1 protein-coding gene (cut by a window edge) is annotated in these 24,095 nt (G+C 70.1%); it reads right to left on the reverse strand.

Annotation, left to right across the window (positions count from 1 at the left end; translation table 11 throughout):
- Positions 1-23,860: the 5' portion of a non-ribosomal peptide synthetase gene (locus tag JYK02_RS09620; RefSeq protein ID WP_207050571.1), read on the reverse strand. Its footprint begins 13,205 nt before the window's first position; only the first 23,860 of its 37,065 coding nucleotides appear in the window; it begins with the start codon at positions 23,858-23,860; the stop codon falls past the left edge of the window.
- Positions 23,861-24,095: the final 235 nt, after the last annotated feature.

Below are 24,095 nucleotides of genomic sequence, written 5' to 3' on the forward strand. Positions count from 1 at the left end.
GCAGCCCCGCCTGGAACGAGGCGTGGGGCGCGCGAGGCCGGTCGGTGGGCAGCTCCAGCGCGTGCGGAGCGCCGTCCAACTGGCGCCGCCACCACGTGAGCTGCTCCTCCAGCACGTCCCCCTGCAACCACTGGCGCTGCCAGGCGGCGTAGTCGGAGAACTGGAGCGACAGCGGCGGAAGGGACGCGGGGGTGTGCGTGGAGAAGGCCCGGTAGAGCTCCACCACCTCGCGCACCATCACGGACATGGACCAGCCGTCGCTGATGATGTGATGCAGCGTGAGGAGGAGGACGTGCTCCCCGTCGTCCAGGACCAGCAGCGACACACGCAGCAGCGGGCCCGTGGCCAGGTCGAAGGGACGCGAGGCCTCCGCGTCGGAGCGGCGCTGGGCCTCGGCCTCCCGCGCGTCGTAGGGCAGCGAGCGCAGGTCGATGGGCTCCAGCGTCAGCGGGCCGGGTGGCGCGATGACCTGGATGGGGCCCTCGGCGGTCGCGCGGAACGTGGTGCGCAGGGCTTCGTGCCGGTGCACCAGGGCTTCGAGGGCGCGGCGCAGGGCCTCGACGTCCAGCGCTCCGGACAGGCGCAGGGCCAGCGGCATGTTGAACGCCGTGCCGCCGGGAGACAGCTGGTCGAGCAGCCACACCCGGTGCTGCGAGTACGAGACCGGCAGCGCGTCGGAAGACGGCGCGCGCTGGAGGGGCGGCGCCGCCGCGAGCTGGCCGGACTGGAGCGCGGCGTCGATGCGCGTCGCCATCTCCGCCACGGTCGGCCCTTCGAACAGCGCCCGGAGGGGCAGCTCGATGCCGAACGTCGCGCGCAGACGCGAGACGAGCTGCGTGGCCAGGAGCGAGTGACCGCCCAGTTCGAAGAAGTGGTCGGTGGCCCCCACGCGCGGCACGCGAAGCACCTGCGCCCAGAGCGCCGAGAGCTGCTCCTCGGTGCTCGTGCGCGGAGCGACGTACCCGTCGGTGGAGACGGGAGCCTCCGGCATGGGCAGGGCCTTGCGGTCCACCTTGCCATTGGGCGTGAGCGGGAACGCAGCCAGCGCCATGAAGAGCGACGGCACCAGGTGCTCGGGAAGGTGCTGGCGGGCGAAGTCGCGCAGCGCCGCGCGCTCCAGCGTCTGCCCGTCCCGCAGCACCACCCACGCCACGAGCCGACCATCACCGGAAGCGTCGAGCCGCGCCCCCGCCACGGCCTGGAGCACGTCCGGGTGCCGGACGAGAACGGCCTCCACCTCTCCGGGTTCGATGCGGAAGCCGCGCACCTTCACCTGGAAGTCGGAGCGGCCCAGGAAGTCGAGCGTCCCGTCGGAGCGCCAGCGCGCGAGGTCGCCCGTGCGGTACATGCGAGCGCCAGGGTCGCCGGAGAAGGCATCCGGCACGAAGCGCTCGGCGGTCAGCTCCGGGCGCGCCAGGTAGCCGCGCACCACGCCGTCGCCCGCGATGAAGAGCTCACCGGCAACGCCCACGGGCACGGGCTGGCCTCGCGGATCCAGCACGTACATGCGCGTGTTCGCGATGGGCGCGCCAATGGAGATGGTGGCGGGCAGCGCGTCGCCAGTGACGGCGTGCTCGGAGGAGTAGACGGTGGTCTCCGTGGGCCCGTACATGTTCCGCAGCACGGCCGAGGGCACGGCCTCCCGCAGTTGGAGCGCGAGCGCCCCGGGCAGGGCTTCGCCGCCGACGAGCAGGTGCCGCAGCGCTCCCAGCGACGTCACGCTGTCGGGCGCGAGCACGAGCGTGCGCGCGAAGGCGGGCGTGCACTGCATGTGGGTGACGGCATGACGACGCAGGAGCTGCGAGAGCGGGAGCGCGGCGCCCCGGGCCACGGCCTGTTCGTCATGGAGCACGACCTGGAAGCCGCGCGTCAGCGTCCAGAGCAGCTCCAGGACGTGGATGTCGAAGGAGATGCTGGTGACGGCGAGCCAGATGCCTGGAGAGGACGTCCCCAGCACCAGGTCCATGGCCTCCAGGTAGTTCGACAGGGTGTGATGAGGAACCATGACGCCCTTGGGGCGTCCCGTGCTTCCCGACGTGTAGATGACGTAGGCCAGCGTCGAGGAAAGGGATGCGCCCGGAGCCTGCGCGGCCTCGCCGTCGCCGGTCTCCTCGATGAACACCACGTCCAGCCCGTCCGCAGGCACCGTGTCGCGCAGAGGCCGCTGGGTGACGAGCACGCGGGCCCGCGAGTCGCGGAGCATCCACGCGAGGCGATCCGCGGGGTAGCTCGGATCCAACGGCAGGTAGGCGCCGCCAGCGTGGAGGATGGCGAGCATCGCCACGACCATGTCCGGTGACCGGCGGGCGCACAGGGCCACGGGCTCGTCCGGGCGAACGCCCAGTGCCTGGAGTCTGTGGGAGAGGCGCAGGACTCGCTGGTGCAGCTCACGGTAGGTGAGCCGCTCCTCTCCGGCGACGAGGGCGAACGCGTCCGGAGTGCGAGTGGCCTGGGCTTCGAACCGGGCATGGACGCGGGTGGCGTCGAAGGAACGGGCGGTGTCGTTCCAAGCGAGGAGCACCTGCTGGCGCTCGTCGGAGGGAAGCAGGGGCAGATCATGCACCCGTGTGTCCGGCGTGCGAACGACAGCCTGGAGCAGCACACGCAGGTGGCCGGCGAGCCGGCGGATGGTGTCCTCACGGAACAGGGCCGTGCTGTACGTGATGGAACCCGCCAGCCCCTGGGGCGAGTGCGTGAAGGCGAAGGTGAGGTCGAACTTCGAGGACGTGCTGCCGTCCTGCTCGACGGGACGCAGGGACAGGACGTCGGGCTGAGTACCTTCCTCCGCGCGAGGCGCGTTCTGAAGAATGAGCATCACCTGGAAGAGCGGTGAGCGGCTCATGTCGCGCTGGGGCTGAAGCTCCTCCACCAGCTTCTCGAAGGGGATGTCCTGGTGCGCGTAGGCGCCGAGGGTGGCCTCGCGCACGCGGCCGAGCAGCTGAACGAAGGAGGGGTCGTCGTCCATGCGGGAGCGCAGGGCGAGCGTGTTGATGAAGAAGCCGATGAGGCCTTCCAGCTCCGCGAAGCGGCGGCCGGCAATGGGTGAGCCGATGACGATGTCGTCCTGGCCGGAGTGGCGCGCGAGCAGGGCCTGCGTGGAGGCCAGCAGCGCCATGAAGAGCGTGGCGCCGTGCCGCTGGGCGAGGTCCTGGAGGCCGTTGGAAAGCTCCGGCGGGAGCAGGAACTGGACGGAGGCGCCGCGGAAGGACTGGACGGCGGGACGGGGGAAGTCGGTGGGCAGCTCCAGCGCACCCGGCGCGCCGGTGAGGTGCTGGCGCCACCAGGAGCGCTGGCGCTCGAGGGCCTCGCCCCGCAGCCAGTCGCGCTGCCAGAGGGCGTAGTCCGCGTACTGAAGGGGCAGTGCGGCCAGCTGAGAAGTGAGGCCCGAGGAGAAGACACGGTAGAGGGCACCCAGCTCGCGCACGAGGATGCCCATGGACCAGCCGTCGGAGACGATGTGGTGCATCGTCACGAGCAGCACGTGCTGCTGCTCCGCTAGCCTCAGCAGCGAGGCGCGCAGCAGCGGGCCCCTGGCGAGGTCGAAGGGGCGCAGGGCCTCGGCGCCAGCGAGACGCCGCGCTTCGGCTTCGCGCGCGTCCGGGGTGAGGTGTTCCAGGTCCTGCACGGCCAGGGTGAAGTCGGCCGTGGCGTGGAAGCGCTGGACGGGTTCGCCCTCGCGCGAGTGGAAGGTGGTGCGCAAGGACTCGTGACGCTGGAGGAGTTCGCGGAAGGAGCGCTCCAGCGCCGCGAGGTCCAGCGGCCCATCCAGGCGCAGGGCACCCGGGATGTTGTACGTGGCCGTTCCCGGCTGGAGCTGATCCAGGAACCACAGTCGCTGCTGAGCGAACGAGAGCGGCGCTTCATTGCCCCGGGCGATGGCGCTCGGCGGCGGGAGGGCAATGCCGTCGGCGGCCTGCAGCGCTTCGTCCACGCGGAGGGAGAGCCGGGCGAGCGTGGGCGCTTCGAAGAGGGCACGCAGCGGCAGTTCCACGCCGAAGGCCGAGCGGATCCGCGAGACGAGCTGCGTGGCCAGGAGGGAGTGGCCGCCGAGTTCGAAGAAGTGGTCGGTGGCGCCCACGCGGGTCACGCGCAGTACCTGGGCCCAGAGGGCCGCGAGCTTCTGCTCGGTGGGGTTTCGCGGAGCGACGTACTCGGCGGTGGAGACCGGGGCCTCCGGTGCGGGCAGGGCCTTGCGGTCCACCTTTCCGCTGGGAGTCAGCGGCAGGGCCTCCAGCACCACGAAGGCGGAGGGCACCATGTACTCCGGCAGCTTCTCGTGTAGCCGCGAGCGCAGCGCGGAGACCTCCACCGCCTCGTCGCTGCCACGGACGACGTAGGCCACCAGCCGCTTGTCACCGGCCGAGTCCTCACGTGCCACGACCACGGCCTGACGCACGCCGGGGTGCTGCTCCAGCGCGGCCTCAATCTCTCCCAACTCGATGCGCAGGCCGCGCACCTTCACCTGGAAGTCCGCACGGCCCACGTACTCGATGGCGCCGTCGGGCAGCCAGCGGGCCACGTCGCCGGTGCGGTAGAGCCGCGCGCCCGGCGTGTCGCTGAAGGCATCCGGGATGAAGCGCTCGGCCGTCAGCTCAGGGCGGCCCAGGTAGCCGCGGCCCACCTGCACGCCGCCGATGAAGAGCTCTCCCGCCACACCCACGGGCACGGGCTCCAGGCGGGAGTCCAGGAGGCGGATTTGGGTATTGGCCACCGGCCGGCCAATGGGCACGGAGCGACGAGACTCACCGGGCAGGCACTGGTGGAAGGTGACGTCGACGGCGGCCTCGGTGGGGCCGTAGAGGTTGTGCAGCCCGGCCCACGGCATCCGCCGCAGGCACCGCTCAGCAAGCTCCACCGGGAGGGCTTCACCGCTGCAAACCACGCGGCGAAGCGAGGTGCACGCTTCCAGCCCCGGCTCCTCCAGGAACACCTGGAGCATGGAGGGCACGAAGTGCAGGGTGGTGACGCCCGCTTCGGAGATGAGGCGCGCGAGGTAGGCAGGGTCCTGATGGCCTCCAGGCTTCGCGACGACGAGGCGTGCGCCCGTCATGAGAGGCCAGAAGAACTCCCAGACGGAGACGTCGAAGCTGAAGGGCGTCTTCTGCAGGACGACATCCGAAGGCCCCAGGCCATAGGCGGACTGCATCCACCGCAGGCGGTTGACGACGGGGCCATGGGCATTCATGGCGCCCTTGGGGCGGCCGGTGCTGCCGGAGGTGAAGATGACGTAGGCGAGGCCGTCGGCAGTGGCGCGGGGAGGAGGCGCGTGCCGGGGCTGGGAGGCGATGTCGTCCCACTGCGCGTCCATGCACAGCACCTGGGCGTCATGCGCGGGCAGACGCGAGAGCAGGTGCTCCTGGGCCAGGAGGACCGCAGGGCGCGCGTCCTCCAGCATCCAGGAGAGGCGCTGGGCAGGGTAGGCGGGGTCGAAGGGGACGTAGGCGCCGCCAGCCTTGAGCGTGGCCAACAGGGCAACGACGAGCTCCAGCGAACGCTCCAGCAGCAGGCCGACGCGAACCTCGGGCCCGACACCGCGCGCGATGAGGGCATGGGCGAGCTGATTGGCCCGCGCGTCCAGCTCCCGGTACGTGAGCGTGCGGCCCTCGAACACGAGCGCCACCGCATCCGGCGTGCGCTCCACCTGCGCCTGGATCAGCTCAGGCAGCGTGGCATCGCGTTGGGCCTCAATGCGGCCATGCCGAGTGGCCTCGCGCTGGACCTCGAAGAGGCCATTCCGCGTGGCATCGCGCTGAGCCTCAATGAAGCCGTCCGGTGTGGCTTCGCGCTGGGCCTCAATGCGGCCATGCAGCGTGGCATCGCGTTGGGCCTCCTTGAGGCCATTTCGTGCGGCATCGCGCTCAGCCTTGATGAGGCCATCCAGTGCGGCATCGAGCTGGGCCTCACTGAGGCCATTCAACGTGGCATCGCGCTGGGTGTCACTGAGGCCATTCCGTGCGGCATCGAGCTGGGCCTCGCTGAAGCCATTCAACGTGGCATCACGCTGGGTGTCGCTGAGGCCATTCCGTGCGGCATCGAGCTGGGCCTCACTGAGGCCATTCCGTGCGGCATCGTGCTGGGCTTCGCTGAAGCCATTCCGTGCGGCATCGAGCTGGGCCTCGCTGAAGCCATTCCGCGCGGCATCGAGCTGGGCCTCACTGCGGCCATTCAGCGCGGCATCGAGCTGGGCCTCGCTGAAGCCCTTCCGCCCGGCATCAAGCTGGGCCTCACTGCGGCCATTCAGCGCGGCATCGAGCTGGATCTCGATGAGGCTATTCAGCGTGGCATCGCGCTGGGCGTCGACAGGCCCATTCCTCGCAACATCGCGCTGGACCTTGATAGGGCCATTCCGTGCGGCATCGCGCTGGGCGTTGATGGCACTATTCAGCGCAACATCGTGCAGGGCATCGATTTGGCTGTGCCGCGTGGCTGCGCGCGAGAAGTCAACTCGCGTGTCGTTCCAGTCGAATAGCACCTGGCGCCGCTCGGCCTCGTCCATGAGGGGCAGCGCGGACACATGCTGCCCGGCATCCAGGACGACAGCCTGGAGCAGCACACGCAGGTGGCCGACGAGCCGGCGGATGGTGTCCTCACGGAACAGGGCCGTGCTGTACGTGACGGAACCGGCCAGCCCCTGGGGCGAGTGCGTGAAGGCGAAGGTGAGGTCGAACTTCGAGGACGTGCTGCCATCCTGCTCGACGGGGCGCAGGGACAGGACGTCGGACTGCGCACTTTCCTCCGCGCGAGGCGCGTTCTGAAGAATGAGCATCACCTGGAAGAGCGGTGAGCGGCTCATGTCGCGCTGGGGCTGAAGCTCCTCCACCAGCTTCTCGAAGGGGATGTCCTGGTGGGCGTAGGCGCCGAGGGTGGCCTCGCGCACGCGGCCCAGCAACTGAACGAAGGAGGGGTCGTCGTCCATGCGGGAGCGCAGGGCGAGCGTGTTGATGAAGAAGCCGATGAGGCCTTCCAGCTCCGCGAAGCGGCGGCCGGCAATGGGCGAGCCGATGACGATGTCGTCCTGGCCGGAGTGACGCGCGAGCAGAGCCTGCGTGGAGGCCAGCAGCGCCATGAAGAGCGTGGCGCCGTGCCGCTGGGCGAGGTCCTGGAGGCCGTTGGAGAGCTCCGGCGGGAGCAGGAACTGGACGGAGGCGCCGCGGAAGGACTGGACGGCGGGACGGGGGAAGTCGGTGGGCAGCTCCAGCGCACCCGGCGCGCCGGTGAGGTGCTGGCGCCACCAGGAGCGCTGGCGCTCGAGGGCCTCGCCCTGCAGCCAGTCGCGCTGCCAGAGGGCGTAGTCCGCGTACTGAAGAGGCAGTGCCGCCAAGGGCGAAGTGAGGCCCGAGGAGAAGGCACGGTAGAGGGCACCCAGCTCGCGCACGAGGATGCCCATGGACCAGCCGTCGGAGACGATGTGGTGCATCGTCACGAGCAGCACGTGCTGCTGCTCCGCGAGCTTCAGTAGCGAGGCGCGCAGCAGCGGGCCCTTGGCGAGGTCGAAGGGACGCAGGGCCTCGGCGCCAGCGAGACGGCGCGCTTCGGCTTCGCGCGTGTCCGGGGTCAGGTGCTCCAGGCTCTGCACGCCCAGGGTGAAGTCGGCCGTGGCGTGGAATCGCTGGACAGGTTCGCCCTCGCGCGAGTGGAAGGTGGTGCGCAAGGACTCGTGACGCTGGAGGAGTTCGCGGAAGGAGCGCTCCAGCGCCGCGAGGTCCAGCGGCCCATCCAGGCGCAGGGCGCCCGGGATGTTGTACGTGGCCGTTCCCGGCTGGAGCTGATCCAGGAACCACAGCCGCTGCTGAGCGAACGAGAGCGGCGCTTCATCGCCCCGGGTAATGGCGCTCGGCGGCGGGAGGGCAATGCCGTCGGCGGCCTGCAGCGCTTCGTCCACGCGGAGGGAGAGCCGGGCGAGCGTGGGCGCTTCGAAGAGGGCGCGCAGCGGCAGTTCCACGCCGAAGGCCGAGCGGATCCGCGAGACGAGCTGGGTACCCAGCAGCGAATGTCCACCGACCTCGAAGAAGTCATCCTCCGCACCGATGCGCTCGATGCGGAGTACCTCGGTCCAGAGGGCCGCGAGCTTCTGCTCGGTGGGCGTCGTCGGAGGCACGTACCGTCCCGGCTCCAACGCTGTCGCAGTGGGGGCGGGAAGGGCGTTGCGGTCCACCTTTCCATTGGGCGTGAGGGGCAGGGCCTCCATCACGACGAAGGAGGTGGGCACCATGTGCGCTGGCAGCAGTTGCTGGAGGTGGCCTCGCAGTGCCGCTGCGTCCAGCGTCGGTCCACCGTCCCCGGAAGGAATGGCGACGTAGGCCACCAGGCGCTTGTCGCCGGGCACGTCCTCGCGAGCCATGACCAACGTCTCGGCGACGCCAGGCAGTTGTTGCAGCGCGGACTCCACCTCGCCCGGCTCGATGCGGAAGCCGCGCACCTTCACCTGGAAGTCAGTGCGGCCCAGGAACTCCAACGTGCCGTCCGCGCGCCAGCGGGCCTTGTCGCCCGTGCGGTACAGACGCTCGCCTGGAGTCGTGGCGAAGGGATGCGGAACGAAGCGCTCGGCGGTGAGGTCGGGGCGGCGCAGGTAGCCCCACGCGAGGCCGAGGCCTCCGACGAAGAGCTCTCCGGCCACGCCCACGGGCACGGGCCTCAGGCCTGCGTCCAGCACGTACGTCGTGGACTGGCCGATGGGCTTGCCGATGGGCACCGCATGCCCGACGGTCGCCCCCAGGCCCATGACGTGCGCGGTGGAGGCGGTGGTGTTCTCGGTGGGCCCGTAGCCGTTGACGAGCACGGAGCCGGGCGCCAGCTTTGCCAGGTGCTGACGGGCGCGCTCGGCCGGCATCACGTCGCCGCCAATCATGAGCTGAGGCACCCGCGCCAGGGTCTCACCCTGGTGGATCGCCATCTGCTCGAAGAGCGCCGTGGTGAGGATGACGCTGGTGGGCGAGTGGCGGCGGAAGAGGGCCGCGAGCTCCTCCAGCGAGAGTGAATGCGGCGGCGCGAGGACCAGCTCGGCCCCGTGCAGCAGCGCGCCCCAGATCTCCTGCGTGGAGGCGTCGAAGGCGGTGGGCGCCAACTGGACGAAGCGGTGCTCCGGGCCGAACTGGAAGTAGGACGCGCCGCACACCAATCGCACGACACCGCGGTGGGCCACCATCACGCCCTTGGGCCGGCCGGTGGAGCCCGAGGTGAACATCACATACGCGAGGCTGTCCGCCGACGCGGGCACGACGGGCGCGTGGGTCGGTTTGCGATCAAGAAGCGGAGCGTCGTCGTCCAGCAGCAGGGAGGCGCCGAAGAAGGACGGGAGGCTCTGCTCCCAGTCGGAGCGGGTCACCAGCACGGGCGCGCCGGAGTCCTCCAGCAGCATCGAGAGCCGTTCGTGGGGATAGCTCACGTCCAGGGGGACGTAGGCGGCGCCGGCCTTGAGGACGCCCAGGATGGCGACGATGAGGTCGAGCGAGCGCCCCAGGCCCAGCGACACGAGCGTGCCCGGACGCACGCCCAATCCGATGAGGGCATGCGCGAGCTGGTTGGCGCGCTCATCCAGTTGCCGGTACGTGAGGTGGTCGTCACCGAAGACCACCGCTACCGCGTCCGGCCTCGCGCGTGCCTGATCCGCGAAGCGCTGGTGGATGGTGGTCTCGTCGGGGAACGGCGACCGCGTGTCGTTCCACTGCACCAGGAGCTGTCGCAGCTCGTCCTGGGAAAGCATGGGGGCGGCGGCGAGCGGCGCCTCGGGCTGGGAGACGAGCGCTTCGACCAGGGAGACGAAGTGCCGCGCCATGCGCTCCGCGGTGGCGGGAGCGAAGAGGTCGGTGTTGAAGCGGAGCGCGCCCTCGAAGCTGTCGGAGGAATCGAAGACGAACAGCTCCAGCTCGGCCTTGACGTTGTGGCCCTCCAGCTCCAGGGCCCGCAGGGACAGCCCTGGGAGCTGGAGCGATGGCATGGAGGTGTTCTGCATGGTGAAGAGGGCCTGGAAGAGCGGCGGGCGCGTCAGGTCGCGCTGGGGCCTCAGGTCCTCGACGAGTCGCTCGAAGGGGATGTCCTGGTGGGCGTAGGCGCCGAGAGACGCTTCACGCACCTGCTGGAGCAACTGGCGGAACGACGCACCCGATGCGACGTGAGAGCGAAGCACGAGCGTGTTGACGAAGAAGCCGATGAGGCCCTCGGTCTCCGCGCGGATGCGGCCCGCGATGGGCGTGCCGACGCTGATGTCCTCCTGGCCGGAGTAGCGGGCCAGGAGCGCCTGGAACGCCGCCATCAGGAGCATGAAGGGCGTGACGGCTTCACGCTGGGCGAGCGCCTTGAGCGGCCCCGTCAGCGCCAGGGGCAGCCGCAGCGTCTGCATGCCTCCGTTGGACCGCTGCACGGCGGGGCGGGGGAAGTCCGTGGCCAGCTCCAGCGGCGCCGCGTCCGAGAGACGCTGGCGCCAGTACGCGAGCTGGGCCTCCAGGACGTCGCCCTGCAACCACGAGCGCTGCCAGAGGGCGTAGTCGGCGTACTGGACGGGCAGCTCACGCAGGGGCGAGGGCTGACCTTCGGAGAAGGCCGTGTAGAGCGCGGCCACCTCGCGGATCAGGACGCCGCGGGACCAGCCGTCGGACACGATGTGGTGCAGGGTGAAGACGAGCACGTGCTCGGTGGGAGCGAGCTTCAGCAGCAGCGCACGCACGAGCGGTCCGGAGGCCAGATCGAAGGGACGCTGGGCTTCGGTGGACGCGAGCCGCAGGGCTTCATCGAGTGCTGCATTCCCCAGGTGACCGAGGTCCACCAGCGGCAGAGGCAGGCCGCTGGGGGAAGCAATCCGCTGGAAGGGCTGGCCCTGGGTTTCGGAGAAGGTGGTGCGCAGGGCTTCATGGCGGCGCACCAGTTCGGTGAGGCTCTGGCGCAGGGCTTCGAGGTGCAGCTCGCCTTCCAGCCGGAGGATGGACGGGATGTTGTAGGTGGACGACCCGGGGACGAGCTGATCAATGAACCACAAGCGCTGCTGCGCGAAGGACAGCGGCAGTGCTCCCGTGCGCGGCGCCGGCACCAGCGGGGGCGCTTGGAAGGCATGCGCCTGTCGCGCGGCCTCGATGCGCGGTGCGAGGGCCGCGATGGTGGAGGCCTCGAAGAGCGCGCGCAGCGGCACCTCCACTCCGAAGGCGGCACGGATTCGGGAGACCAGCTGCGTGGCCAGCAGCGAGTGGCCACCCAGGGCGAAGAAGTCCTCCGCGATACCGACGCGCTCCACGCGCAGCACTTCGGCCCAGAGGGACGCGAGCACTTCCTCGGTGGGGGTGCTCGGGGAGACGTAGCCCGTGGAAGGCGTGGAGGCCTGGGGGACGGGCAGGGCCTTGCGGTCGACCTTGCCGTTGGGGGTGAGGGGCAGGGCCTCCAGGAAGACGAAGGCGGAGGGCACCATGTACTCGGGCAGCCGCTGCTTCAGGCTCTCCCGGAGCGAGGCCACGTCGGTGGAGTCCGCGACGACGTAGGCGACCAGGCGCATGTCACCCGGGGAGTCCTCGCGAGCGACGACGACGGCTTCATGCACGGACGGAAGCGTCCGCAACACGGTGGCGATTTCTCCCGGCTCGACGCGGAAGCCACGCACCTTCACCTGGAAGTCGACGCGGCCGAGGAACTCCACGCGGCCGTCCGCGAGCCAACGCACGCGGTCACCCGTGCGGTACATGCGAGCACCAGGGGCGGGGCTGAACGGGTCCGGCACGTAGCGCTCGGCCGTCAAGTCAGGCCGGGCGAGGTAGCCGCGAGTCACCTGGGCGCCACCGACAAAGAGCTCGCCCGGGACGCCCAGCGGGGTGGGCCGCAGCGAAGCATCCAGGACGTAGAGGCGCGAATGGGCCAGGGGCCAGCCCAGCGGCACGGAGGCCAAAGCCGGCTGGGCCGGAGGCAGTTGCACGCGGCCAGCAAGGACGCCGACAGTCGTCTCGGTGGGGCCGTAGTGGTTGTGCACCTCGCAGTCCGGAGCGAGTGCATGCACGGACTGGAGCAGGGCCCAGGTGGAGGACTCACCGCCCAGCACCAGGCGCTTACGAGGCAGGACGTGGCGGGGCTGGGGCGCGGTGAGCAGCGCGGCCAGGTGCGAAGGCACCACCTTCATGCAGTCGATGGGGTGGCGCGAGAAGTAGTCAGCGAGGGCCGCGGGGCTGGAGGCGCACTCCTGGGTGAGGACGTGCAGCAAGCCGCCCGTGGTGAGGGCAGGGAAGAGGACGGTGTTGCCCAGGTCCGCGACGAAGGTGGAGACGAGCGCGAAGCTCGCGCAAGCCTCCAGCCCCAGGCGCTGCGTCACCGAATCGACGTAGGTGAAGAGTTGCGCGTGGGCAACGGCGACGCCCTTGGGGCTGCCGGTGGAGCCGGAGGTGAAGAGGACGTAGGCGAGGGCGTCCGGATGCGACTCAACCGGAGGCGCGTCCGTGCGCAGGCGCGAGAGCACCGATGCGTCCTCATCCATGCGAATGACGTGCGCACTGGTAGAGGCAAACGAGGCCTCGTAGCGCGATGTTGTCACGACGACGGGCGCGGAGACCTCCTGCACCAGGGACTGCAAGCGCAGGGCAGGTTGCGCCGGGTCGAGCGGTACGTAGGCACCGCCGGCCTTCCAGACGCCCAGCAGCGCGACGACAGTTTCGACGGAGCGCTCCAGGCAGAGGGCAACGCACGAGTCGGTACCGACGCCAAGCGAGCGCAGGTGCCAGGCCAGTTGGTTGGCGCGTGCGTTCAGCTCCCCATACGTGAGCACCTGTCCATCGCACGCCACGGCGGGCGCATCCGGATGGAGGGCCGCGCGCTGCTCGAAGAGGGCATGCACGCTGCGTGGCGGAGGAAGCGGCGCCTCGGTGGAGACGAAGTCCGTGAGGAGCAGCTTCTTCTCCGCGTCCGTCAGCAGTGGCAGCTCACTGACGCGTGACTCTGGCGACGCGAGCGCGGCTCCCAGCAGCACGCGCAGGTGTTCCACCATGCGGGAGATGGTGGACGACTCGAAGAGGTCCGTGCGGTAGCCCAGGGCTCCCGTGAGCCCCTGGGCCGTCTGCGTCAGGGAGAGCCGCAGATCAAACTTGGTGGATTCGAAGTCCTGCTCCAGGGGCCGGAAGGTCACGCCCGCGAGACTCAGCTCCGCGGCAGGCATGTTCTGCAGCACGAGCATGACCTGGAAGAGCGGCGAATGGCTCAGGCTGCGCTGCGGTTGCAGCTCCTCGACGAGCTTCTCGAAGGGCAGGTGCTGGTGCTCGTACGCCGCCAGGGTCGTGTCACGTACCTGGCCCACGAGCTGCCGGAACGAAGCCGTGGGCTGCACGTTCGAGCGCAACACGAGCGTGTTGACGAAGAAGCCGATGAGGCCCTCGGTCTCCGCGCGAGTGCGGCCGGCGATGGGAGAGCCGACCGAGATGTCCTCCTGGCCGGAGTAGCGCGACAGCAGCACCTGGAAGAGGGCCAGCAGCGCCATGAAGGGCGTGACGCCCTCGAGCTGGCAGAAGTCGGACAGTGCCTCTGACAAGAAGAGCGGCAGGTGCACGGGCAGGGACGCACCGCGCTGGGACTGCACGGCGGGACGCGGCTTGTCGGTGGGCAGCTCCAGCAGCGCGGGCGCGCCGGAGAGCTGCTGCTTCCAGTAGCCCAGCTGCGCCTCCAGCGCCTCGCCTTGCAGCCACGAGCGCTGCCAGACGGCGAAGTCGGCGTACTGCAACGGCAGTTCAGGCAGCGGTGACGGCCTGTTCTCGACAAAGGCCGCGTAGAGCGCTGCCACCTCGCGCACGAGCACGCCGCGAGACCAACCGTCCGAGACGATGTGGTGCAGCGTCACGAGCAGCACGTGCTGGTGCTCGGCGAGCTTCAGGAGCGATGCGCGCAGCAGCGGACCGCCGGTGAGTTCGAAGGGACGCAGTGCCTCCGCGGCGGCGAGCCGCTGTGTTTCCGCCTGGCGCGCGTCCTTGGTGAGGTGCTCCAGGTCCACCCGGTCCAGGACGAAGTCCACGGAGGAGTGGATGCGCTGGACGGGCTCGCCCTCGTGCGCATGGAAGGTGGTGCGCAGGGATTCGTGACGGCGGATGAGCTCGTGGAAGGCGCGCTCCAGGGCGGAGGCGTCGGCCGGGCCCTCCAGGCGAAGCGCGTACGGCATGTTGTACGTGGCGGTCCCGGGCTGGAGCTGATCCAGGAACCACAGCCGCTGCTGCGCGAAGGACAGCGGCAGCTCCCCCGTGCGAGGAACCGCGACCAGGGGCGGAACCAGAGTGCCGGATGCACGGGCCCTGGCCTCATCGATGCGGCGAGCGAGACCTGTGAGGCTCGGGGCTTCGAAGACGGAGCGCAGGGGCAGCTCCACGTCGAAGGCCGCGCGCACCCGGGCCACGAGCTGCGTGGCGAGCAACGAGTGACCGCCCAGCTCGAAGAAGTGGTCGGTGGCGCCCACGCGGGGAAGGCGCAGCACCTCGGCCCAGAGGACCGCGAGCTTCTCCTCGGTAGGCGTGCCCGGGACGACGTAAGCGGTGGAGGGGGAGCTGGCTTCGGGAACGGGAAGGGCCTTGCGGTCGACCTTGCCGTTGGGGGTGAGGGGCAGGGCCTCCAGGAAAACGAAGGCGGAGGGCACCATGTACTCGGGCAGCCGCTGCTTCAGGCTCTCCCGGAGCGAGGCCACGTCGGTGGAGTCCGCGACGACGTAGGCGACCAGGCGAGCCTCACCGGGCGCGTCCTGGCGAGCGACGACGATGGCTTCATGCACGGAGGGGAGTGCGCGCAGCACGGTGGCGATTTCTCCCGGCTCGACGCGGAAGCCACGCACCTTCACCTGGAAGTCGACGCGGCCGAGGAACTCCACGCGGCCGTCCGCGAGCCAACGCACGCGGTCACCCGTGCGGTACAGGCGGGCGCCAGGGGTGGGGCTGAACGGGTCCGGCACGTAGCGCTCGGCCGTGAGGTCAGGCCGGGCGAAGTAGCCGCGAGTCACCTGGGCGCCACCGACAAAGAGCTCGCCCGGGACGCCCAGCGGAGTGGGTCGCAGCGAAGCATCCAGGACGTAGAGGCGCGAATGGGCCAGGGGCCAGCCCAGCGGCACGGAGGCCAAAGCCGGCTGGGCCGGAGGCAGTTGCACGCGGCCAGCAAGGACACCGACAGTCGTCTCGGTAGGGCCGTAGTGGTTGTGCACCTCGCAGTCCGGAGCGAGTGCGTGCACGGACTGGAGCAGGGCCCAGGTGGAGGACTCACCCCCCAGCACCAGGCGCTTGCGAGGCAGGACGTGGCGGGGCTCAGGTGCGGTGAGCAGCGCGGCCAGGTGCGAAGGCACCACCTTCATGCAGTCGATGGGGTGGCGTGAGAAGTAGTCGGCCAGGGCCGCAGGACTGGAGGCGCACTCCTGGGTGAGGACGTGCAGCAAGCCGCCCGTGGTGAGGGCAGGGAAGAGGACGGTGTTGCCCAGGTCGGCGACGAAGGTGGAGACGAGCGCGAAGCTCGAGCATGCCTCCAGCCCCAGGCGCTGAGTCACCGAGTCGACGTAGGTGAAGAGCTGGGAGTGGGCGACGGCGACGCCCTTGGGGCGGCCGGTGGAGCCGGAAGTGAAGAGGACGTAGGCGAGAGAGTCCGGATGCGACTCACCCGGAGGCGCGTCAGCGCGCAGGCGCGAGAGCACCGATGCGTCCTCATCCAGGCGGACGACGTGCGCGCTGAGAGACGCAATGGAGGACGCGTCCTCATTCAGGCGTACGTTGCGTGAGCTGGTAGAGGCAAAAGCAGACGCATGGCGCGACGTTGTGACGACGACGGGCGCGGAAACCTCCTGAACCAGGGACTGCAAGCGAAGGGCAGGCTGGGCCGGGTCGAGCGGCACGTAGGCACCGCCGGCCTTCCAGACGCCCAGCAGCGCGACGACAGTTTCGACGGAGCGCTCCAGGCAGAGGGCAACGCACGAGTCGGTACCGACGCCAAGCGAGCGCAGGTGCCAGGCCAGTTGGTTGGCGCGTGCGTTCAGCTCCCCATACGTGAGCACCTGTCCATCGCACGCCACGGCGGGCGCATCCGGATGGAGGGCCGCGCGCTGCTCGAAGAGGGCATGCACGCTGCGTGGCGGAGGAAGCGGCGCCTCGGTGGAGACGAAGTCCGTGAGGAGCAGCTTCTTCTCCGCGTCCGTCAGCAGTGGCAGCTCACTGACGCGTGACTCTGGCGACGCGAGCGCGGCCTCCAGCAGCACGCGCAGGTGTTCCACCATGCGAGTGACGGTGGACGCTTCGAACAGGTCGGTGCGATAGCCCAGGGTGCCGGAGAGGCCCTGCGCCGTCTGGGTGAGCGACAGCGTGAGGTCCGACTTGGTGGCCTCGAAGTCACGCGCGAGCGGCTGGAAGGACAGGCCGGAAAGGCTCAGCTCCGAGGCCGGCGCGTTCTGCAGCACGAGCATGACCTGGAAGAGAGGCGAATGGCTCAGGCTGCGCTGCGGCTGAAGCTCCTCGACAAGCTTCTCGAAGGGCAGGTGCTGGTGCTCGTAAGCCGCCAGGGTCGTGTCGCGCACCTGAGCCAGCAGCTGTCGGAATGAAGCCTCCGGCGCGACGTGGGCGCGCAGGACGAGGGTGTTGATGAACAGGCCGATGAGGCCTTCCGTCTCTCCGCGAGTCCGGCCCGCGATGGGCGTACCGACGGAGACATCCTCCTGGCCGGAGTAGCGCGACAGCAGCACCTGGAACGCAGCCAGCAGGGCCATGAAGGGCGTGACGCCTTCACGCTGGCAGAAGTCCGTCAGTGCATCGGACAGCGGCAGGTGTACGGGTAGGGACGCACCGCGCTGGGACTGCACGGCGGGACGCGGCTTGTCCGTGGGCAGTTCCAGCAGGGCGGGCCCACCCGTGAGTTGCTGCTTCCAGTAGCCCAACTGCGCCTCCAGCACCTCCCCCTGCAACCACGAGCGCTGCCACACGGCGTAGTCCGCGTACTGCACGGGCAGCGGAGCCACCTCCGGCGTCCGCCCGTCACGGAACGCCTCGTAGAACGAGACAAGCTCCCGCACGAGCACGCCCATGGACCAGCCGTCGGAGACGATGTGGTGCATCGTCAAGAGCAGCACGTGCTCGGTGTCCGTGAGCCTCAGCAACTGGACGCGCAGCAGCGGTCCTTGCGCGAGATCGAACGGACGCATGGCTTCGACAGAGGCCAGGCGCCGCGACTCCTCCAGCGCCGCGGCTCCCAGCGCGCTCAGGTCCACCACGTGCAGGGAGAAGTCGACGGTGGGGTGGATGACCTGGACGGGCTCGGGCTGCCGGGACGCGAAGGTGGTTCGAAGGGGTTCGTGCCGCTCGATGAGGGCGCGGAAGGCCTGCTCCAAAGCGGCGACGTCCACGGCTCCCTGCATCCGCAGGGCGGTCGGAATGTTGTAGGCGAGGCTCCCGGGCTCCAACTGATCAATCAGCCACAGCCGCTGCTGCGCGAAGGACAGCGGCAGGTCCTCCGTGCGCGCCACCGGCGTCAACGCCGGCCCCTCCTCTTCGGGAGCCCGAGGCCCGGACTCGTCAATGCGCCGGGCGAGCGCCGCCAGGGTGGGCGCTTCGAAGAAGGTGCGCAGCGGCAGCTCCACGCCGAAGGCCACGAGCACGCGCGAGACAAGCTGGGTGGCCAGAAGTGAATGTCCACCCACCTCGAAGAAGTCGTCCTCCGCGCCGATCCGCTCCACGCGGAGCACCTCGGTCCAGAGGGCCGCGAGCTTCTGCTCGGTGGGCGTCGTCGGAGGCACGTACCGTCCCCGCTCCAGCGCCGCCGCGGAGGGGACTGGCAGGGCTGCCCGGTCCACCTTGCCGTTGGGTGTGAGCGGCAGGGCCTCCATCACGACGAAGGCAGTCGGCACCATGTGCGCCGGCAGCAGTTGCTGGAGGTGGCCTCGCAGCGCCGCGGCGTCCAGCGTCGGTCCACCGTCCCCGGAAGGGATGGCGACGTAGGCCACCAGGCGCTTGTCGCCGGGCACATCCTCGCGGGCCATCACCAGCGTTTCGGCGACACCGGGCAGCCGCTGCAGCGCGGACTCCACCTCGCCCGGCTCGATGCGGAAGCCGCGCACCTTCACCTGGAAGTCGGTGCGGCCCAGGAACTCCAGCGTGCCGTCCGCGCGCCAGCGGGCCTTGTCACCCGTGCGGTAGAGGCGCTCGCCGGGCGAGGCGGTGAAGGCGTTGGGAACGAAGCGCTCCGCGGTGAGGTCGGGGCGGCGCAGGTAGCCCCACGCCAGACCGGCGCCTCCGACGAAGAGCTCTCCGGCCACGCCCACGGGCACGGGCCGCAGGTGGGCGTCCAGCACGTAGACCGTGGACTGGCCGATGGGCTTGCCGATGGGCACCGCATGCCCGACGGTGGCCCCCGGGCCCATGACATGCGCGGTGGAGGCGGTGGTGTTCTCGGTGGGCCCGTAGCCGTTGATGAGCACGGAACCCGGAGCCAGCTTCGCCAGGTGCTGACGGGCGCGCTCGGCCGGCATCACGTCGCCGCCAATCATGAGCTGGTGGACCCTCGCCAGCGTCTCACCCTGGTGGATCGCCATCTGCTCGAAGAGCGCCGTGGTGAGGACGACGCTGGTGGGCGAGTGACGGCGGAAGAAGGCCGCGAGCTCCTCCAGCGAGAGTGAATGCGGCGGCGCGAGGACCAGCTCGGCCCCGTGCAGCAGCGCGCCCCAGATCTCCATCGTGGAGGCGTCAAAGGCGGTGGGTGCCAGTTGGAAGTAGCGGTGCTCCGGGCCGAACTGGAAGTAGGACGCGCCGCACACCAGCCGCAAGACGCCACGGTGCGGCACCATCACGCCCTTGGGCCGGCCGGTGGAGCCGGAGGTGAACATCACGTACGCGAGGCTGTCCGCCGACGCGTGCACGGCAGGAGCGTGGGTTGGCTTGCGATCAAGAAGCGGAGCGTCGTCGTCCAGCAGCAGGGAGGCGCCGAAGAAGGACGGGAGGCTCTGCTCCCAATCGGAACGGGTCACCAGCACGGGCGCGCCGGAGTCCTCCAGCAGCATCGAGAGGCGCTCGTGGGGGTAGCTCATCTCCAGCGGGACGTAGGCGGCGCCGGCCTTGAGGACGCCCAGGATGGCGAGGATGAGGTCGAGCGAGCGCCCCAGGCCCAGCGCCACGGGAGTGCCCGGACGCACGCCCAGGCCGATGAGGGCATGCGCGAGCTGGTTGGCACGCTCATCCAGCTGCCGGTACGTGAGGTGGTCATCACCGAAGACCACGGCCACCGCGTCCGGCCTCGCGCGTGCCTGATCCGCGAAGCGCTGGTGGATGGTGGTCTCGTGGGGGAACGGCGACCGCGTGTCGTTCCAGTCGATGAGCAGCTGGCGCTGCTCGGCCTCTTCCATGAGCGGCAGTGCGGACAGGGGCTGCCGCACGTCCCGGACGACGGCCTGGAGCAGCGAACGCAGGTGCCCCAGCATGCGCGCGACGGTGGCCTCGTCGAAGAGGGCCGTGCGGTACTCGGCGGAGAGGCGCAGGCCGCGAGCCTCCTCGGACGCCACGAGCGTCAGGTCGAAGCGCGCCACGCCGCCGTCCACCGGCAACGTGTCCATGCGCAGGCCCGGGAGCGGCACGAGCGACAGGGGCGCGTTCTGCAGGACGAACATCACCTGGAACAGCGGTGAGACATTCAGCCAGCGCGAAGGTTGGAGCACCTCCACCAGTTTCTCGAACGGCACGTCCTGGTGCGCGAAGGCGCCAAGGGCGGAGTCATGCACCTGCGATAGCAACTGGCGGAAGGACGGGTCCCCGGACAGGTCCGAGCGAAGGACGAGCGTGTTGACGAACAGGCCGATGAGGCCTTCCAGCTCGGAGCGCGAGCGGCCCGCGACAGGAGTGCCGACGGTGAGGTCGTCCTGGCCGGAGTAGCGCTGGAGCAGGACGTTGAACGCCGCCAGCAGCACGGAGAACAGCGTGCGGCCCTCGCGCAGGGCCACGAGCTTGAGGCGCTGGACGAGCGGAAGGGGCAGCAGCAGCTCGTAGCGCGCACCCCGGCCGTCGGGCTGCGCCTGGCGCGGCCGGTCCGTGGGCAGCTCCAGCACGGCGTGCGGATCCAACCGCTGACGCCAGTACGACACCTGCGCTTCGAGCGCGTCCCCCCGCATCCACTGGCGCTGCCACGCGGCATAGTCCGCGTACTGCAAGCGCAGCGGGGACAGGGACGGGGCCTGACCGGAAGCGAAGGCCCGGTACAGCTCCGCCACCTCGCGGACGAGCACGCCCAGGGACCAGCCGTCGGACACGATGTGGTGGATCGTCAGGAGCAACAGGTGCTCCTGCTCCTCCAGGACCAGGAGGGCCGCGCGCAACAGGGGCCCGGTCGTGAGCACGAAGGGACGAACGGCCTCGGCGGTTGCGCGGCGGCGTGCCTCGGCCTGACGCTCCTCGTGCGGCAGGGCGCGCAGGTCGGTGAGGTCGAGCGTCAGCGCTGAGGGTGGCGCGATGATCTGGACGGGGCCTTCGGGCGTGTCGCGGAACGTGGTGCGCAGGGCTTCGTGCCGGTGCACCAACGCCTCGAGTCCCCGGTGCAGCGCCGCGACGTCCAGGGCCCCGGACAGCCGCAGGGCGACGGGCATGTTGTACGTGGCCGTCCCGGGCTCCAGTTGATCAACGACCCACAGCCGCTGCTGGGCGAAGGACAGCGGCGGAGCTTCCCCGCGCGCCACCGGCACCAGGGGTGGCAACCCGGTCGCGGACTCCGGCGTACCGGCTGCGTCGAGGTGTCGCGCAAGGCCCTCCAGCGTCGGAGCCTCGAAGACGGTGCGCAGGGCCAGCTCCACGCCGAAGACCGCACGCACGCGCGAGACGAGCTGCGTGGCCAGGAGGGAGTGGCCGCCCAGCTCGAAGAAGTGGTCGGTGGCGCCCACGCGGGGCAAGCGCAGCACCTGGGCCCAGAGGGCGGCGAGCTTCTCCTCGGTGGGATTGCGCGGAGCGACGTACTCGGCGGTGGAGACCGGGGCCTCCGGTGCGGGCAGGGCCTTGCGGTCCACCTTTCCGCTGGGAGTCAGCGGCAGGGCTTCCAGCACCAAGAAGGCGGAGGGCACCATGTACTCCGGCAGCTTCTCGTGCAGCCGCGAGCGCAGCGCGGAGACCTCCACCGCCTCGTCGCTGCGGCATGCCACGTAGGCGACGAGCCGCTTGTCACCGGCCGAGTCCTCACGTGCCACGACCACGGCCTGACGCACGCCGGGGTGCTGCTCCAGCGCGGCCTCAATCTCTCCCAACTCGATGCGCAGGCCGCGCACCTTCACCTGGAAGTCCGCACGGCCCACGTACTCGATGGCGCCGTCGGGCAGCCAGCGGGCCACGTCGCCGGTGCGGTAGAGCCGCGCGCCCGGCGTGTCGCTGAAGGCATCCGGGATGAAGCGCTCGGCCGTCAGCTCAGGGCGGCCCAGGTAGCCGCGGCCCACCTGCACACCGCCGATGAAGAGCTCTCCCGCCACACCGACGGGCACGGGCTCCAGGCGGGAGTCCAGGAGGCGGATTTGGGTATTGGCCACCGGCCGGCCAATGGGCACGGAGCGACGAGACTCACCGGGCAGGCACTGGTGGAAGGTGACGTCGACGGCGGCCTCGGTGGGGCCGTAGAGGTTGTGCAGCCCGGCCCACGGCATCCGCCGCAGGCACCGCTCAGCAAGCTCCACCGGGAGGGCTTCACCGCTGCACACCACGCGGCGAAGCGAGGTGCAGGACTCCAGCGCCGGCTCCTCCAGGAAGACCTGGAGCATGGAGGGCACGAAGTGCAGCGTGGTGACACCCGCCTCGGAGATGAGGCGCGCGAGGTAGGCAGGGTCCTGATGGCCTCCAGGCTTCGCGACGACGAGGCGTGCGCCCGTCATGAGAGGCCAGAAGAACTCCCAGACGGAGACGTCGAAGCTGAAGGGCGTCTTCTGCAGGACGACGTCCGAAGGCCCCAGGCCATAGGCGGACTGCATCCACCGCAAGCGATTGACGACGGGGCCATGGGCATTCATGGCGCCCTTGGGGCGGCCGGTGCTGCCGGAGGTGAAGATGACGTAGGCCAGGCCGTCGGCGGTGGCGCGGGGAGGAGGCGCGTGCCGGGGCTGGGAGGCGATGTCGTCCCACTGCGCGTCCATGCACAGCACCTGGGCGTCATGCGCGGGCAGACGCGAGAGCAGGTGCTCCTGGGCGAGCAGGACCGCAGGGCGCGCGTCCTCCAGCATCCAGGAGAGGCGCTGGGCGGGGTAGGCGGGGTCGAAGGGGACGTAGGCGCCGCCAGCCTTGAGCGTGGCCAACAGGGCGACGACGAGGTCCAGCGAGCGCTCCAGCAGCAGGCCGACGCGAACCTCGGGCCCGACACCGCGCGCGATGAGTGCGTGGGCGAGCTGATTGGCCCGCGCGTCCAACTCCCGGTACGTGAGGGTGCGGCCCTCGAACACGAGCGCCACCGCATCCGGCGTGCGCTCCACCTGCGCCTGGATCAGCTCAGGCAACGTGGCATCACGCGGGAAGTCGGTCGCCGTCGCGTTCCAGTCGCGCAGCACCTGACGCTGCTCGGCCTCTTCCATGAGCGGCAGCGCGGACACGCGCTGCCCGGCGTCCCGGACCACGGCCTGGAGCAGGGACCGCAGGTGGCCCAGCATGCGCGCGATGGTGGCCTCGTCGAAGAGGGCCGTGCGGTACTCGGCGATGAGGCGCAGTCCGCGAGCCTCTTCGGAGGCAATGAGCGTCAGGTCGAACCGGGCCGCGCCCGCGTCCACCGGCTGGGCATCCATGCGCAGGCCGGGGAGGGGAGGAAGGGAGAGCGGCGCGTTCTGCAGGACGAACATCACCTGGAACAACGGTGAGACGTTCAGCCGGCGCGAGGGCTGGAGCACCTCCACCAGCTTCTCGAAGGACACGTCCTGGTTCGCGAAGGCGCCAAGGGCGGAGTCATGCACCTGCGACAGCAACTGGCGGAAGGACGGGTCCCCGGACAGGTCCGAGCGAAGGACGAGCGTGTTGACGAACAGGCCGATGAGGCCTTCCAGCTCGGCGCGCGAACGGCCCGCGACAGGGGTGCCGACCGTGAGGTCGTCCTGACCGGAGTAGCGCTGGAGCAGGACGTTGAACGCCGCCAGCAGCACGGAGAACAGCGTGCGGCCCTCGCGCAGGCCCAGGTCCTTGAGCGCCTGGGTGAGCGCCGGGGACAGGACGATGGAGTGGCGCGCGCCCTGGACATCCATGTTCGTGGGACGCGGACGGTCCGAGGGCAGCTCCAGTACGGCGTGGGGATCCAACCGCTGGCGCCAGTACGACAGCTGCGCTTCGAGCGCGTCGCCCTGTGAGCCCTGCCGCTGCCACGCGGCATAGTCCGCGTACTGCAGGGGCAGCGCCTTCAGCGATGACGACTGGCCGGAAGCGAAGGCCTGGTACAGCTCCGCCACCTCGCGGACCAGCACGCCCATGGACCAGCCGTCCGACACGATGTGGTGGACCGTGACGAGCAGCAGGTGTTCGTCCGCGGAGAGCCGGTAGCGCACCGCGCGGAGCAGCGGTCCGCGCTCCAGGTCGAACGGGACGCGGACATCCTGCCGCACACGGCGCAAGGCGTCGGATTCACGCTGCGCTTCTGGCAGGTTCCCCAGGTCCACCTCCGCGATGGACAGCGCCAGGTCCGGAGTGACCTGTTGCAGTGGCCGGCCCTCGTGCTCCGGGAAGGTGGTGCGGAGCGCGTCGTGGCGGTCCACGACGGCCTGGAAGGCCCGCGAGAGCGCCACGGGGTCGAGCTGCCCGGTGAGGCGCACGGTGACGGCCATGTGGAGCGCGGCGTTGCCGGGTGACAGCCGCTCCTGGAGCCACATCCGTTCCTGTCCGAACGAGGCCGCCACGCGGGTGGACGGACGGATCTTTCCACGCAGCAATTCGGCCAGCCGCGAGCGCTTGTCATCAGAGGGGAGGGTCATGTTGGCGCCAGCTCCTTCGTGTCGCACGGACGGGCGCCGACTCCTCCTGTGGAGTGGCGTCTTCCTGAGGTGCGCGACGACGTGAACTGGGCGCCAGCTATGTCACTGAATTGATACCTTGTCCAAACAGCAGACAGCCACGGAGCCTGCCACCCAGGCTGGCGACCAGGATGTCCGAGCCGCGTCAATCGCTGGGCGAGAGCTGGGTGTCCACGAGCGCAATGACACACAGTGC

It is taken from the genome of Corallococcus macrosporus (assembly GCF_017302985.1).
GTDB classification, from domain to species: Bacteria; Myxococcota; Myxococcia; order Myxococcales; family Myxococcaceae; genus Corallococcus; species Corallococcus macrosporus_A.